Raw genomic sequence first — 15,624 nt, forward strand, 5'->3', positions numbered from 1 at the left:
CGATGTCGATCAAAGCCATTGTTACGGACATCGAAGGCACGACCAGTGCGGTGAGTTTCGTCTTCGACGTACTGTTCCCATACGCGGCCAAACACCTGCCGGATTTCGTCCGCCACAACGCCGAACGCGCCGATGTGGCCGAGCAACTCGACGCCGTGCGCCGTGACAGCAACGCGCCGCAGGCCAATGTTGAACGGGTTGTCGAGATTCTCTTGAGCTGGATCGAAGAAGATCGCAAAGCCACGCCGCTCAAAGCTTTGCAAGGCATGGTCTGGGCCCAGGGTTATCACGCCGGGCAGTTGAAAGGGCATGTGTACCCGGATGCCGTTGAAGCGCTAAAACGCTGGCACGCTGCCGGTTATCAACTGTTTGTGTACTCGTCGGGATCGATCCAGGCGCAGAAGCTGATTTTCGGCTGCTCGGAGGCGGGGGATCTGACGCCGCTGTTCAGCGGGTATTTCGATACCACGTCGGGACCCAAGCGTGAGGCGCAGTCATACACCAACATTCAGCAAGCCATTGGCGTTGAAGCGGGGGAGATTCTGTTTCTCTCGGACATCGTCGAAGAACTCGACGCCGCGCAAGCGGCAGGCCTGCAAACCTGCGGCCTGGCTCGGGAAGGCGGCGAGTTGGGCAACCATCTCACCGTCGACACGTTCACCGGAATAGAACCCGAAGCTTTCTGACCCACACAAATCAAATGTGGGAGCGAGCTTGCTCGCGAAGGCGAAATATCAGATAAAAATTTCTCCCTGACACACCGCTTTCGCGAGCAAGCTCGCTCCCACAAGGGATTGGCGTCAGGCACAAAAAAACAGGCCGTGAAGCGCATGCTCCTCGGCCTGTTTTGCTTAAAGCGCTTTAAAAATTACAACGAGTGATACGTCGGCAGTGCAAAACGCTGCTGGCTCTGCAGCATTGCAATTTGCGGCAGTTCACTGGCTTGTTCAGCCAGGTCACGACGGATCGCACTGATCGCCCACGACAGTTGGTCGCCGGCATGCAGTTGTTGATAAGTCAGTGCGCGTTTAAACACTTTGCCGTCGCTGCTGCGCAGGGTCAGCAGGATCCCGCCATCGGGGCGTGGCGCAGTGGTGACGTCGAAGTTGGAGAACAGGGAGGTAAATTTTTCTTGGATCAGGCTCATGTCTTTCAGCTCCGTATGCACTTGAATGGCAAGCATGCAGAGGAGGTTGCAGTGATTGTGCCAGTATTTAGAAAAGATAAAATCCTTGCAAATCAATGGCTTAAAAAACAATAAAATTCCGGGCGTCGTGCAAAGTGCATGAATGGCCATCGTGCATCCTGCATTTTGCGGGATCGTTGTCCAATCCACGGAACCAATCGCCCACTCGGTGATCACCACAGCCGCCGGCCGATCCGCGGATACAAAACATTGCAAAAACCGCGTGTACAGCCCGAGAAGCGCTGACGTATTTTCGATCTCGACCCGCGCTCGAAAGCGTCGGTTGCTTCAAGCCAAAGCCCGAAAAATAAAAACATCGACCTGCACGCCAAGGTCGAACGGGGAGCTTCCATGCGTCACGCGCCAAGCGACACGATTACCTGGGGCATGATGCTCCGCAAACTGCCGATGATTGCCAAAGCCATTCCGCGGGTTGTCAAGGGCATGAAGGTGGCCAATGTCACGGATCCGACCCAAAGCTGTGGCCTTGGCTGGACGTTCGAGCAAGCGACGCTGCGCAACCCGGACGGGCCGGCGTTGTTGCAGGGCGATGTATCGCTGACCTATTCGCAGGTCAATCAGTGGGCCAACCGCATTGCCCACTATCTGAATACGCAGGGCATCAGCAAGGGTGACGTGGTCGCGGTGTTTATCGAAAACCGCCCGGAATTGCTGGTGACCATTCTGGCGCTGGCCAAGGTCGGCGCGGTCAGCGCGCTGCTCAATACCTCACAAACCCGCGATACACTGATCCACAGCGTGAATCTGGTTGCGCCGGTGGCCATTGTGGTTGGCGAAGAACTCGTTCCGGCGTATGCGGCGATTCGCGATCAAGTGGCGATTGCCGCGTCACGCACCTGGTTCGTGGCCGATCAGCACACCTACAGCCACCCGGGCATTGCACCCGACGGCTACGTCAACCTGATCAGCGCCAGTGCCGACGCCGCCAGTGACAATCCGCCGAGCAGCCAGCAGATCTACTTCGACGACCCCTGTTTCTATATTTACACCTCTGGCACCACCGGGCTGCCCAAGGCCGGGGTATTCAAGCACGGGCGCTGGATGCGCAGCTCCGCCAGTTTCGGCATGATCGCCCTTAACATGAGCCCAGACGATGTCGTCTATTGCACTTTACCGCTGTACCACGCCACCGGTCTTTGCGTGTGCTGGGGATCGGCGGTAAACGGTGCCTCGGGCTTCGCGATCCGGCGCAAGTTCAGCGCCAGTCAGTTCTGGAACGACGTGCGCCGCTATCGCGCGACCACCATCGGCTACGTCGGCGAGTTGTGCCGTTATCTGGCCGATCAACCGGCCAGCGCCGATGACAGCCGTCACGATGTACGCAAGATGATCGGCAACGGCTTGCGCCCCGGCGCCTGGGCTGAGTTCAAGACACGCTTCGCTGTCGATCACATCTGTGAGCTGTACGCGGCGAGCGACGGCAACATCGGTTTCACCAATATTCTCAACTTCGACAACACCATCGGTTTTTCACTGATGGCCTGGGAACTGGTGGCCTACGATCATGACAGCGGTGAGCCGCTGCGCAGTACCGACGGTTTCATGCGCAAGGTCGGCAAAGGCGAGCACGGCCTGTTGCTGGCGCGAATCGACGAGAAGGCGCCGCTGGACGGCTACACCGATCCACAGAAAACCGCCAAGGTTGTGCTGCACGATGTGTTTACCAAGGGTGACCGTTTTTTCAACACCGGTGATCTGCTGCGCAACATCGGTTTCGGCCACGCGCAATTTGTTGATCGCCTCGGTGACACCTATCGCTGGAAGGGCGAAAACGTCTCGACCACGGAGGTTGAAAACCTGTTGTTACAGCACCCGCATATCTCCGAAGCGGTGGCCTATGGCGTGGAGATCCGCAACACCAACGGCCGTGCCGGCATGGCGGCGATTACCCCGGCGGAATCCCTTGCAACGCTGGATTTCGCCGAGTTGCTGAGCTTCGCCCGCGAACGTATGCCAGCCTATGCCGTGCCGTTATTCCTGCGAGTGAAGGTAAAAATGGAAACCACCGGCACCTTCAAATACCAGAAAACACGACTGAAAAATGAAGGTTTCGACCCCGGCCAGACGGGTGATGACCCGATTTACGCATGGCTGCCCGGCACCCAGACCTACGTTCGGTTGACTGACCAGGTGTTGGCAGAAATTCATCAGGGCAAGCATCGTTATTGAATCTGGCTATTAGCTGGCTTGAGAAAAAGGGGGTGACAGCCACCGTCTCGCTCGGGAAACTGTCGGCTTTCCGATTGACCGAAAGTGGAGTTGCCCCATGTCCGACCAAAGCCGCCAGATGACCCCTGAAGAAGCTGCCGAATTCACCGAGCAGGTTTTCAACAAGGCGCGCGACGGTGATGCCGATATGCTTGATCGCCTGGTCACAGCCGGTTTGCCGGTGAATCTGAAGAACAGCAAGGGCGACACGCTGTTGATGCTGGCCAGTTATTACGGCCACGTCGATGCGGTGAACGTGCTGCTTAAACACAAAGCCGACCCGGAAATGCGCAATGGCAACGGTCAAAGTCCGATTGCCGGTGCCGCGTTCAAGGGTGATCTGGCGGTGGTCAAGGCGTTGGTCGAGGCGGGCGCCGAGATTGAAGGCTCGTCGTTCGATGGACGTACGGCGCTGATGATGGCGGCGATGTTTAACCGTGTGGAAATCGTTGATTACCTGATCAGCAAAGGCGCCAATCCGCAAGCCAAGGATGCCAATGGCGTCACGGCGCTGGACGCGGCCCGCACCATGGGCGCAGTCGACACCACTGCGCAGCTGGAAAAACTGTCGGGCTGAAATCCATTCTGATGGACTGTGGCGAAAGGGAGAATGCGTTATCCTTCGCGCCCTCGAAATTCACCTTCGCCACAGGATCCGCCCTCATGAAAGCCGTACTCGTCGAACTCATCAGCAAAATCAGCTCCGGCTGCATGGGCGAGGACGAGATCCTGAAAGTCGCCGACGAAGCGGCACAGGCCTACGCCGATGCCGATGCCTTTCTGGCAGCCAATCCGGACATCAACTACGACGACACCTTCCCGATCCCGTTGGGTGAGTGGGTCGTAGTCGGTAGCCTGCCGGAAACCGTGCTGTTCCAGGCTGACACCTACGTTGACCTGTTCGCGCAGATCGTTGCCTCTTTTGGCCCGGGCGTTGATTTCAACCTCAAGCCCAAGCAACTGGCCAAGACCGAAGCACTGACTGCGCTCAATCGCATCCAGGTGCAGATGAGCAGCATGAACAAGGAAAACGGTGGCTACACGCTGATGAACTTCAGCCAGTTGCTCGATGACGAACTGCAAATGGTGCTGGTCTACGGCAACGACGTGCCACGGGTGCTGGAACTGTGCGCCGAAGTCGGTATCGCTGCCGCGCCATCGCTCGAAGCCCTGAAGATCGCCGTTCACGTCTGAGCGCAATCGCAATAAAAGGGAACCCTGCGCGCGACCGTCTATCCTAAAAGTGCATGCCACTATTCTGGAGCGACACCATGGGTTCCACGTTCAACGGTCTGATCGGCCTGATCATTTTTGCCCTCGACATCTGGGCCATCATTAACGTGTTGAAAAGCGGCGCAACTACCGGGATGAAAATCGTCTGGGTGCTGCTGATCATCCTCCTGCCAGTGTTGGGCCTGATCATCTGGGCGATTGCCGGGCCGCGGGGCAACGTGCGGATCTGATAACACCGCATTACCCCTGTGGGAGCGAGCCTGCTCGCGAAAGCGCTAGATCAGTCAACGACAATGTTGACTGGTACGCCGCCTTCGCGAGCAGGCTCGCTCCCACATGGGATTGTGGTCCGCCGATGAAGTGAGGTTCGACCTGTCATCTTCGGCAACGTAGAATGCGCGCCTTTCCCGGGCAATCGTCCCCACGATTGGCGCCCGCGCATTCATCGGAGCACTTGACCATGACCGTCACCAAAACCAGCGAGTACCTGGAAACCCTCTACGAAGGCTACGGCCAGCGTTTTCGCATGGAAAAACTGCTGCACGAAGTGCGCACCGAACACCAGCACCTGGTGATTTTCCAGAACCCGCGCATGGGTCGTGTAATGGCGCTGGACGGCGTGATCCAGACCACCGAAGCCGACGAATTCATCTACCACGAAATGCTCACTCACGTGCCGATCCTCGCCCACGGCAGCGCCAAGCGCGTGCTGATCATCGGTGGCGGTGACGGCGGCATGCTGCGCGAAGTGACCAAGCACGCCGGTGTCGAGCACATCACCATGGTCGAGATCGACGGCACCGTGGTGGACATGTGCAAAGAGTTCCTGCCGAACCATTCAAGCGGCGCCTATGACGATCCACGTCTGAATCTGGTGATCGACGACGGCATGCGTTTCGTCGCCACCACCACCGAAAAATTCGACGTGATCATCTCCGACTCCACCGACCCGATCGGCCCGGGTGAAGTGCTGTTCTCGGAAAACTTCTATCAGGCCTGCCATCGTTGCCTGAACGAGGGCGGTATTCTGGTGACCCAGAACGGCACGCCGTTCATGCAGATCGACGAAGTGAAAACCACTGCCGGTCGCCTGAACAGCTTGTTCCCGGACTGGCACTTCTATCAGGCTGCGGTGCCGACCTACATTGGCGGCTCGATGACTTTTGCCTGGGGCTCGACCAACCCGGCTTACCGCAAGTTGAGTCGTGAAACCCTGCAACAGCGCTTCATCGGCAGCGGCATCGTCACCCGTTACTACAACCCGGAAATCCACATCGGCGCGTTCGCCTTGCCACAGTACGTCCTGCAGGCGATCAACAAGCCAAGTAACGACTAAAAGAACACTGCAACTCCCTGTGGGAGCGAGCCTGCTCGCGAAGGCGTCAGGTCAGTCAAAGAATATGTTGACTGGACAGGCCCCTTCGCGAGCAGGCTCGCTCCCACATTAGTTTGCGCCACACGATGGATGTCGTTTTTTTTCATCTTTTTCCGCTTTAATCCTTTTGAACCAACTTTCGGCGTACACAGTCGAGATAGTGGTAAGCCCATTTGCGGGTTTGATCGAGGAGGCACCGATGCAAAAGTGGAAAGTCACTTTCGTGGACGATCATGGTGAAATTGTCGATGAGGTGTTCGAGCGCGCGGAATGCCCCAGCGACGATGAGGCCGCTCAATTGATCAAGGCACGGCTCCTGCCTGTCGCCGCCGAACTGGATCTAAACGATCTGGAAGGGCGTACCCCCGACGCCGGGGCAAAAAGCCTGAAAACCCAGAACAGCATCGAAATCCGCAGCATCACTCCAATCTGAAAATCTTCCTTCATCCGAAGCAACCAGGCCTTGGCAGCAGCTCTAACTTGGGGCTACTCTGCAAGCGAGATCAGCGAACGGATCGCTAAGGTCTGGTCTTGTCAGCTACATGCTTGTTCCCGCGTGCAACCACGTTGCCGTAGTACTTTGGCCAAAGGCCCGGGGCGGGAATACGGAAAGTCTATCCATCTATGCGAGGGGGACGATTCATGAGCACAGCCTATCAAGAAGACATCAGCAGCAATGTTCTGCGCCGCATGAAAGAAGGCGGTTTCGATTTTTCCCGATTCCATCCCATCGAGTTCTACGCGATTTTCCCGGACGAGGAGCGGGCGCGCAGGGCGGCAGGCAAATTTCGCGGTGAATCCATCAATGCCCAGGTCAGCGTGCGTGATGACGGCGCGTGGGCGCTGGAATTGAGCAAGGTGATGTACGCGACATACGACGATATCGGCGACTTCGAGCAGGGATTCTCTGCCGTGGTTGAACCTCTGGGCGGCATTATCGAAGGCTGGGGTGTGAAACAGGAGGTGCGCAACCGCCACCGTTTGAACTGATCTTTGGTTTCATTTGTTGAACAACGGCTGACCTTCGGGTTGGCCGTTGTCATTTCCGGCGTAAGCAAAACGCTGTAGCAAAACCCTGAAACAAGAAACCGAGGCAAAAAAAAGCCACCGGAGAGGGTGGCTAAAAGGGAAGACCGATAAGGAGAGGAAACCGGTCAGGGTTACAGCGGGGCGGGCTGCAATGGCAGTCCAGATCAGTTGAGCCGGTGACTTCAAAGCCTTGCGGCCGGTGAAGTTTTGCAGCGAATGCGCGGATTATCCGCAGGCAGCGCCGGGCAGTGAAATCAACTCTGACTATGCTGGTGATAGGCGATGCAGTGCGTCGCAATGAAGCGGGGGCAATACGGTTGAGACATTTGCCGCACAGGAATGGTGCGGTGTCTGTAGCGTGAATATCCAACCGATTGAAATCAAAGCGTTTATGCCGATGGCACGGGCCTTGCGAAGGCCTGTAGGTCCGGGTGACAAGGAGTACGGCATGATCCGCACCTATTTTGATGAGATGTACGATGCCGGCGGCCAGGTTCGCCCGCATTATCGGGAGTTCGCCCGATGGCTGGCCGACACGCCTGACGAGCTGCTGGCTCAACGGCGACGCGAGGCCGATCTGCTGTTCCATCGCGCCGGCATTACTTTCACGCTCTATGGGGATGAGCAGGGCACCGAGCGCCTGATTCCTTTCGACACCATCCCGCGCAGCATCCCTGCCAGTGAGTGGCGGATCGTCGAGCGCGGCTGCATCCAGCGGGTCAAGGCGCTGAACATGTTCCTCGCCGACCTCTACCACGAGCAGCGCATCATCAAGGCCGGGATCATTCCTGCCGAACAGGTACTGGCCAACGAGCAATATCAGTTGGCGATGCAGGGCCTGGATCTGCACCGCGATATCTATTCGCACATCTCCGGTGTCGATCTGGTACGCGATGGCGACGGCACGTATTACGTGCTCGAAGACAATCTGCGTACACCGAGCGGCGTCAGCTACATGCTCGAAGACCGCAAGATGATGATGCGCCTGTTCCCGGAGCTGTTCGCCGCGCAGCGCATCGCGCCGATCGATCACTACCCGAACCTGTTGCTCGACACCCTGAAAAGCTCAAGTCCGATCGATGACCCGAGTGTAGTGGTGCTGACGCCGGGGCGCTTTAACAGTGCCTTCTTCGAGCACGCGTTCCTGGCGAGGGAAATGGGCGTTGAACTGGTCGAGGGTGCGGATCTGTTCGTGCGTGATGACAAGGTCTTCATGCGCACCACCGACGGCCCGAAAGCGGTGGACGTGATTTACCGCCGACTCGATGACGCATTCCTCGATCCATTGGCGTTCAACCCCGACTCGATGCTTGGTGTACCGGGGCTGCTGTCGTCTTATCGCTCGGGCAATGTGGTGCTGGCCAACGCCATTGGCACCGGCGTGGCGGACGACAAATCGGTGTATCCGTTTGTCACCGACATGATCCGTTTCTACCTCGATGAAGAGCCGATCCTGAAGAACGTGCCGACCTGGCAATGCCGCAACCCGTCTGAACTTTCCCATGTGCTGGCCAATCTTCCGGATCTGGTAGTCAAGGAAACCCAGGGTTCCGGCGGTTACGGGATGTTGGTGGGGCCGGCATCGACGAAGGCCGAAATCGATGCCTTCCGCGAGCGGATCAAAGCCAAGCCGCACGCGTACATCGCGCAACCGACGCTGTCGCTGTCGACCTGTCCGACCTTTGTCGAAAACGGCATCGCACCGCGCCATATCGACTTGCGTCCGTTTGTCTTGTCCGGTCGCGAAACCCGCGTGGTGCCCGGCGGTTTGACCCGTGTGGCGCTGCGTGAGGGCTCTCTGGTGGTGAACTCATCACAGGGCGGTGGAACCAAGGACACCTGGGTGGTCGAGGATTGAAGGAAGCTTGCCATGTTAAGTAGAACTGCCTCGGATCTGTATTGGATGTCGCGTTACCTGGAGCGGGCGGAAAATCTCGCACGGATGCTCGACATCAGTTATTCGCTGTCGCTGATGCCGCAGGACGGTCGCGGCGATGGTTTGCACGAATTGGCCATGCCGCTGTTGATCACCGGCACCCTCGACGATTATCTGGAACGTCACGGCGCGCTACATGCTGAACGCCTGCTGCACTTTTTCGCTCTCGATGCGGCCAACCCGGCGAGTATCTACAGTTGCCTCGGCGCGGCGCGGGCCAGTGCGCACGCCGTGCGCGGACGCATCACGGCGGACATGTGGGAGAACATCAACTCTACGTGGCTGGAGATTCGCGGGATCGCCGAGCAAGGCCTGAGCCGCTACGGCATGAGCCGTTTCTGCGAGTGGATCAAGGAGCGTTCACACCTGTTCCGGGGCGCGTCGTACGGCACGATCATGCGCAACGATGCGTTTCGCTTTATTCGCCTCGGCACCTTTATCGAACGCGCGGACAACACGCTGCGCTTGCTCGATGCCCGCTATGAAATGGCCGGTGATCAAGCCGAAGCGGTCAGCGACGGCACGGCCCACGCCTATTACCAGTGGAGTGCCTTGTTGCGCGCCTTGTCGTCATTCGAGGCCTACACCGAAATCTACCGTGATGCGCCGGGCGCCCGGCATGTTGCCGAGTTGTTGCTGTTGCGCGCCGATGTTCCGCGTTCGCTGCGCGCCTGCACTGAGGAGATCGACCAGATCCTCGCGCAGTTACCCGGCGCCAACGGTCGCCCGGCGCAGCGTCTGGCGGCGGAAATGGACGCGCGTCTGCGCTACACCGGCATCAACGAAATTCTCGAGGAAGGCCTGCACGCCTGGCTGACCGAATTCATCCCGCTGGTGCGCCAGTTGGGCAACGCCATTCACAGTTCCTACCTGGAGGCTGCATGAGACTTTCCATAAGCCACGAGACCACCTATCACTACGAAGATCAGGTGCGGGCGAGCATCCAGTACCTGCGACTGACACCCCACGACAGCGAGCGTCAGCACGTGTTGAGCTGGCAGCTCGACCTGCCACGCCCGGTGCGCGCGCAGCTCGATCCGTTCGGCAACATCCTGCATGTGCTGACCATGGATGAGCCGCACGAAGCGATCATCATCGGCGCGCGCGGGCAGGTCGATATCGACGAACTGCGCGAGGCCGAACATGAGAGCCAGTCGGCGCTGCCGTTCCTGCGCTTTACCCGATTGACCGAGGCGGATGAGGCGTTGCGCGCATTCGCCGAGAAGTCCTGCAAGCAGCGGCGCGATCGCACGGCGCTGATCGATCTGATGCACGGTTTGAATCAGCACATGACCTACACGCCCGGTTCGACCGAAGTCGATACCAGCGCCGCTGAGGCCTTTGCCGGGCGTGCCGGGGTTTGTCAGGATCATGCTCATGCGTTTCTGGCTTGCGCACGTAGTCTCGGGATTCCGTCGCGTTATGTGTCGGGGTATTTGTACAGCGAGGATTGCGAGCATCTGGCCAGCCATGCGTGGGCAGAAGCGTGGCTGGATGACGCTTGGTACAGCTTTGACGTGACCAATCAACTGGCGCGGCCGGAGCGGCACCTGAAACTGGCGGTGGGCCTCGATTATCTCGACGCCTGCCCGGTGCGCGGCATGCGCCGGGGCGGCGGGTGTGAGCAGATGCACGCAAAAGTGTTCGTCTCGCCGACCCCAGTCATCTCCGTACAACAACAGTAAACGCCTTACTCCTGTGGGAGCGAGCCTGCTCGCGAAGCGTTTTATCGGTCACTGATGCAGTGTCTGACACTCCGCCTTCGCGAGCAGGCTCGCTCCCACAAGGGAAATGGCGTTACGGCTTAACCTTGCGCCCAGCCATGTGTTTCAAATATCCCACCAACGTTTGCAAATCTCCCTCCGGCAAAACCTCCGCCGAAAACCCCGGCATCTTCGCCTGCGGCCACTGACGCAAACTCTGCGGATCGCGAATGTAACGCTTGAGGAAGTCCGCACCAAAATACTCGGTCGGGTTATACGGAATATTCAGATCCGGCCCGAACTGCGCATCCCCCGCACCGTTCAGCCGGTGACACGCCAGACAGTTTTTCTGAAACAGGGCAAAACCTCGGTTCACCGGGTCATCCGCTTTCAGTGCAGGATCTGGCAGCAGGGCAGGGAAGCGCTCGGCCACCGGCGCTATGCGCTTGATGCTTGCGACTTCGAACGGCCACTGCTCCGGGCTGATATGGCCGGCCTGCGGATCGGTCCAGACCAGATAGAACGGCCCGGCGCTGTGCTTGCCTTGCGACAGCGGTGGCCACGGCTGAGCCGGATCTTCGATCGCCAGCCAGGCCCGTGCGCCCTCACGATTGAGCAATGGCGCAGCGGCCAGTTCGGCGGCAAACCCATCCAGTGCCACCGCTTGCAGGTGATCCTGCGGTTTGATCCCGTCCAGCAACGCGGCAATGGGCACGACGCGATAGGTCATGTCCTTCTTGTAGGACACATCGTTTTTAATCGTCAGGGTTTGCACTTGAGGATGCTTGAGCAATTCCTCGGTCTGCCAGGTGCGGCTGCTTGCGCCCAGTTGCAGATCCAACTGAGCGGCAGACAAGGGCATGCTCAGCAGCATGGCCCCGAACACAATAAGCGCTTTCAAATGATCGCCGTCCATGTCGTGGGAGTGCGCCAAGGTTGGCACAGCCACGCTGGCCCGGGTAGCGGGCCAGTCACATTTTCAGTGGCGATAAACAGCACCTGCCGCTCGGTTCAGCCGATGACCTTGGTCAGATTCGGCAAAATCAACAACAGCGTCGTGGCGAAAAGAATGAGTCCTGCTTGACGAACTTTCGGTTGTTTGAACATGGCTTGACCGCCTTTATTGTTATTTCCTGATGCTTGCCTGCATATCCATGACGGCACGCGTTGCACTTCCTGTTGAAGAACGCCTGTCCCGGCAAAACCCGACGACCATGACGTACATGTTCTACATTAGGGGCCGCGTCACGCTTGGCTTAGATCCATTTCATATGGAGTGCTTGGCAATTGCGATTAAAAAGGCATGAGGCGTATTGCCAGCTTCTTTGCCGCCCGCTGGCTAGACAACTCGCCGACCTGAACCGGTTCACCCGCTGGCCAATGACCGTCCGTCTGAGCGTGTGGGTCAACCGCATTGAGCGCTGTGGTCATTGAATCCGGGAGCGCTCGGGCGAAGAGTGCAGGTACAAGAAATCACTCCCCGCACAGGTTCGAGGACGTCATGACCCAAGCTTTGATATTCGATGCGTTACGCACGCCCCGTGGCAGAGGCAAGGCCGATGGCGCCTTGCACAGCGTCAAACCGGTGAATCTGCTGGCCGGTCTGCTGACCGCGCTGCAAGAACGCAGCTCGCTGGATACCAGCCAGGTCGATGACGTGGTGCTCGGCTGCGTCACGCCGATTGGCGATCAAGGCTCGGATATTGCCAAAACCGCTGTGCAAGTGGCCGATTGGGACGTCAGCGTGGCGGGCGTGCAGATCAACCGTTTCTGCGCCTCGGGACTGGAAGCGGTGAACCTTGGTGCAATGAAAGTGCGCTCGGGGTTCGAAGACCTGGTGGTGGTCGGTGGCGTCGAGTCGATGTCGCGGGTGCCGATGGGCAGCGATGGCGGGGCTTGGGCGCTGGATCCGCAAACCAACCTGCACAGCCACTTCACCCCGCAAGGTGTTGGCGCGGACCTGATCGCCACGCTGGAAGGCTTCAGTCGTCAGGACGTCGATGCCTACGCGCTGCACTCGCAGCAGAAAGCCGCACGGGCGCGGGCTGACGGCTCGTTCAACAAGTCGCTGGTACCTGTGCAGGACCAGAACGGCATCATCCTGCTCGATCACGATGAATTCATTCGTGCGGAATCCACCCTTGAAGGTTTGGCCAAGCTTAAACCAAGTTTCGAAATGATCGGCCAGATGGGTTTCGACGCGACGGCGCTGCGGGTCTACAGCCATGTCGAGCGGATCAATCACGTGCACACACCGGGCAATAGCTCCGGAATTGTCGACGGTGCGGCGCTGATGCTGATTGGTTCCGAAGCCAAAGGCCAGGCGCTGGGTTTGCAACCCCGAGCGCGCATTGTCGCCACCGCGGTCACCAGTACCGATCCGACCATCATGCTCACCGGCCCTGCGCCGGCAACGCGCAAGGCACTGGCCAAGGCCGGGTTGCGCGTTGAGGACATCGACCTGTTCGAGGTCAACGAAGCGTTTGCCTCGGTGGTGCTTAAGTTCATCAAGGACATGGCCGTTGACCCGGACAAGGTCAACGTCAACGGTGGCTCCATCGCCATGGGCCACCCGTTGGGTGCCACCGGTTGCGCGATTCTCGGCACCTTGCTCGATGAGCTGGAAGCGCGACGTCTGCGCTATGGCCTGGCGACGCTGTGCGTCGGCGGCGGTATGGGCATTGCCACCATCATCGAACGCCTCTGAGCCCCGAATACAAGGAACCTTGTTATGAGCGAAGCCATTCGTTACGAAAAAGGCCAGGACGCGATCGTCGTGCTGACCATCGACATGCCGGGCCAGAGCGCCAATACCATGAACGCCGTGTACCGCGAGGCCATGGCCGCGTGCGTTGCCCGTCTGGTGGCGGAAAAAGACAGTATTGCCGGCGTGATCATCACCTCAGCGAAGAAAACTTTCTTCGCTGGCGGCGACCTCAACGAGCTGATCAAAGTCGGCAAGCCAGAAGCCAAAGCTTTCTACGACATGGTGCTGACCCTCAAAGCGCAGTTACGCACTCTGGAAACCCTCGGCAAACCGGTTGTCGCAGCGATCAACGGCGCGGCGCTGGGCGGTGGTTGGGAAATCTGTCTCGCCTGTCACCACCGCGTGGCGTTGGACGATGCAGCGGTGCAACTCGGTCTGCCGGAAGTTACTCTCGGCCTGCTGCCGGGCGGCGGCGGGGTGGTGCGCATGGTGCGCATGCTGGGCATCGAGAAGGCGCTGCCGTATCTGCTCGAAGGCAAGAAAGTCCGTCCGCAACAGGCGTTGCAGGCCGGTTTGATTGATGAGCTGGCAGCGGATCGCGATGAACTGCTGGCCAAGGCACGCGCCTGGATTTTTGCCAATCCGACGGCAGTGCAACGTTGGGATGTAAAGGGTTATCAGATTCCTGGCGGCACGCCGTCGAATCCGAAAGTCGCGCAGATGCTGGCGATTGCGCCGTCGATTCTACGTAGCAAGACCCAAGGAACAATGCCGGCGCCGGAGAAGACTCTCTGTGCGGCAGTCGAAGGTGCTCAGGTCGATTTCGACACCGCGCACTTGATCGAAACCCGTTACTTCACCGAACTGACCACAGGGCAGATTTCGAAAAACCTGATTGGCACCTTCTGGTTTCAACTCAATGAAATTAACGCCGGAGGCTCGCGGCCGCAGGGTTTTGCGCCGTGTGTCACGCGCAAGGTTGGCGTGCTCGGCGCGGGCATGATGGGTGCCGGGATTGCTTTTGTCAGTGCGTCGGCGGGCATAGAGGTGGTGCTCAAGGACATCAATCTGGCGGCCGCTGAGAAGGGCAAAGCACATTCTGCGGCGTTGCTGGACAAGAAGGTCGCTCGCGGACAGATGGATGCGTCGAAGCGCGAAGCGGTGCTGGCGCGTATTCATGCCACGGAAAGTGACGCTGATCTGGCGGGTTGCGATTTGATCATCGAAGCGGTGTTTGAAGATCGCGAGCTCAAGGCCAAGGTATCTTCGGCCGCCCAGCGGGTGGTGGGTGCCGAAGCCGTGATTGCGTCGAATACGTCGACACTGCCGATTACTGGGTTGGCAGCGGCTGTGCCTGATCCTGGCAAATTCATCGGCCTGCATTTCTTCAGTCCGGTGGAAAAAATGCCGCTGGTGGAAATCATCAAAGGCGCGAGCACCAGTGATGAAACCCTCGCCCGAGGTTTCGATTTCGTTCTGCAAATCAAGAAAACGCCGATCGTGGTCAATGATAGTCGCGGCTTCTTCACCTCGCGGGTGTTCGGCACGTTCACCAACGAAGGCATCGCCATGCTTGGCGAAGGCGTGAGTGCGCCGATGATCGAAACCGAGGCGCGCAAGGCCGGCATGCCGGTCGGGCCTCTGGCGATCTCTGACGAAGTTTCCCTCAGCCTGATGAGCCATATCCGCCAGCAAACCGCTAAAGACCTACAGGCAGAAGGGAAGCCGCTGATTGAGCACCCGGCCTTCGCCGTGATTGACTTGCTGCTCAACGAATACAAGCGCCCGGGCAAAGCCGCAGGTGGCGGTTTCTATGATTACCCGGCGGGCGGGCAGAAACATTTGTGGCCTGAACTGAAGGTGTGCTTCGAGAAGCCCGACGGGCAGATTTCGCCCAAAGACGTGCGTGATCGGTTGCTTTTCGTGCAAGCCATCGAAACCGTGCGCTGTGTGGAGGAGAGTGTGCTGACCTCGACAGCGGATGCCAACGTCGGCTCGATTTTCGGTATCGGGTTTGCGCCGTGGACCGGCGGTGCGTTGCAGTTCATCAACCAGTACGGCGTGAAAGATTTTGTCGCTCGCGCGCAGTATCTGGCCGAGCAGTATGGCGAGCGTTTCGCGCCGCCTGCGTTGCTGCTGGATAAAGCGGCAAAAGGTGAAATGTTCTAAGGGCAATGAGCATTCCGGGGCTTGCCTTGTCTGGGTGTTTCAGGGCAGGCTCTGGGG

Annotated in this window: 15 protein-coding genes; 13 read left to right on the forward strand and 2 right to left on the reverse strand. The window is 58.7% G+C overall.

Features of this window, described 5'->3' with window-relative positions; translation table 11 throughout:
* The first annotated feature begins 2 nt into the window (after window positions 1-2).
* The gene (gene mtnC / locus ACRRSD_RS24155; RefSeq protein WP_435035729.1) at window positions 3-686 is read left to right on the forward strand and encodes an acireductone synthase; all 684 of its coding nucleotides are present in this window, start codon (window positions 3-5) and stop codon (window positions 684-686) included.
* Window positions 687-868: 182 nt separating this feature from the next.
* Here the strand turns inward: mtnC and ACRRSD_RS24160 are convergent, their stop codons facing one another.
* The gene (locus ACRRSD_RS24160) at window positions 869-1,147 is read right to left on the reverse strand and encodes a DUF3509 domain-containing protein (RefSeq protein ID WP_008080936.1); all 279 of its coding nucleotides are present in this window, start codon (window positions 1,145-1,147) and stop codon (window positions 869-871) included.
* A gap of 390 nt (window positions 1,148-1,537) precedes the next feature.
* Here ACRRSD_RS24160 and ACRRSD_RS24165 point away from each other — a divergent pair, with 390 nt between their 5' ends.
* The 10 genes from ACRRSD_RS24165 to ACRRSD_RS24210 all read left to right on the forward strand — a co-directional run bounded on the left by ACRRSD_RS24165 (window position 1,538) and on the right by ACRRSD_RS24210 (window position 10,673).
* Window positions 1,538-3,376: a long-chain-acyl-CoA synthetase gene (locus ACRRSD_RS24165; RefSeq protein WP_435035731.1), complete on the forward strand. Its 1,839-nt coding sequence runs from the start codon at window positions 1,538-1,540 to the stop codon at window positions 3,374-3,376.
* Window positions 3,377-3,473: 97 nt separating this feature from the next.
* Entirely contained in the window at window positions 3,474-3,992 is a 519-nt protein-coding gene (locus tag ACRRSD_RS24170) for an ankyrin repeat domain-containing protein (RefSeq protein ID WP_435035732.1), read from the forward strand.
* A gap of 86 nt (window positions 3,993-4,078) precedes the next feature.
* Entirely contained in the window at window positions 4,079-4,609 is a 531-nt protein-coding gene (locus ACRRSD_RS24175) for a hypothetical protein (protein WP_435035734.1), read from the forward strand.
* A gap of 77 nt (window positions 4,610-4,686) precedes the next feature.
* On the forward strand, window positions 4,687-4,878 hold the full coding sequence (locus ACRRSD_RS24180) for a PLDc N-terminal domain-containing protein (protein ID WP_435035735.1): 192 nt from the start codon (window positions 4,687-4,689) through the stop codon (window positions 4,876-4,878).
* A gap of 230 nt (window positions 4,879-5,108) precedes the next feature.
* On the forward strand, window positions 5,109-5,984 hold the full coding sequence (gene speE / locus ACRRSD_RS24185) for a polyamine aminopropyltransferase (protein ID WP_016982904.1): 876 nt from the start codon (window positions 5,109-5,111) through the stop codon (window positions 5,982-5,984).
* Window positions 5,985-6,222: 238 nt separating this feature from the next.
* Window positions 6,223-6,456 carry a hypothetical protein gene (locus ACRRSD_RS24190; protein ID WP_435035737.1) on the forward strand — a complete coding sequence of 78 codons (234 nt, stop codon included), beginning with the start codon at window positions 6,223-6,225 and terminating at the stop codon, window positions 6,454-6,456.
* A 209-nt stretch (window positions 6,457-6,665) separates the two neighbouring features.
* The gene (locus ACRRSD_RS24195; protein WP_007914059.1) at window positions 6,666-7,013 is read left to right on the forward strand and encodes a ribonuclease E inhibitor RraB; all 348 of its coding nucleotides are present in this window, start codon (window positions 6,666-6,668) and stop codon (window positions 7,011-7,013) included.
* A 487-nt stretch (window positions 7,014-7,500) separates the two neighbouring features.
* A complete protein-coding gene (locus ACRRSD_RS24200) occupies window positions 7,501-8,910 on the forward strand; it encodes a circularly permuted type 2 ATP-grasp protein (RefSeq protein WP_007914061.1) in 1,410 nt (469 codons plus the stop codon).
* A gap of 12 nt (window positions 8,911-8,922) precedes the next feature.
* A complete protein-coding gene (locus tag ACRRSD_RS24205) occupies window positions 8,923-9,873 on the forward strand; it encodes an alpha-E domain-containing protein (protein ID WP_016982907.1) in 951 nt (316 codons plus the stop codon).
* The gene (locus tag ACRRSD_RS24210; protein WP_034151732.1) at window positions 9,870-10,673 is read left to right on the forward strand and encodes a transglutaminase family protein; all 804 of its coding nucleotides are present in this window, start codon (window positions 9,870-9,872) and stop codon (window positions 10,671-10,673) included. The genes ACRRSD_RS24205 and ACRRSD_RS24210 overlap by 4 nt, the downstream gene beginning before the upstream one ends.
* Window positions 10,674-10,785: 112 nt before the next feature.
* On the opposite strand, the gene ACRRSD_RS24215 is transcribed toward ACRRSD_RS24210, so the two are convergent.
* Window positions 10,786-11,607 carry a c-type cytochrome gene (locus ACRRSD_RS24215; RefSeq protein ID WP_435038536.1) on the reverse strand — a complete coding sequence of 274 codons (822 nt, stop codon included), beginning with the start codon at window positions 11,605-11,607 and terminating at the stop codon, window positions 10,786-10,788.
* Between the two features lie 585 nt (window positions 11,608-12,192).
* Here ACRRSD_RS24215 and ACRRSD_RS24220 point away from each other — a divergent pair.
* Window positions 12,193-13,398, forward strand: coding sequence for an acetyl-CoA C-acetyltransferase (locus ACRRSD_RS24220; protein ID WP_435035740.1), 1,206 nt, complete (start codon window positions 12,193-12,195; stop codon window positions 13,396-13,398).
* 24 nt (window positions 13,399-13,422) lie between these two features.
* Entirely contained in the window at window positions 13,423-15,567 is a 2,145-nt protein-coding gene (locus tag ACRRSD_RS24225) for a 3-hydroxyacyl-CoA dehydrogenase NAD-binding domain-containing protein (protein WP_435035741.1), read from the forward strand.
* Window positions 15,568-15,624: the final 57 nt, after the last annotated feature.

The organism is Pseudomonas neuropathica, assembly GCF_051174785.1.
Classification (GTDB): Bacteria; Pseudomonadota; Gammaproteobacteria; order Pseudomonadales; family Pseudomonadaceae; genus Aquipseudomonas; species Aquipseudomonas neuropathica_A.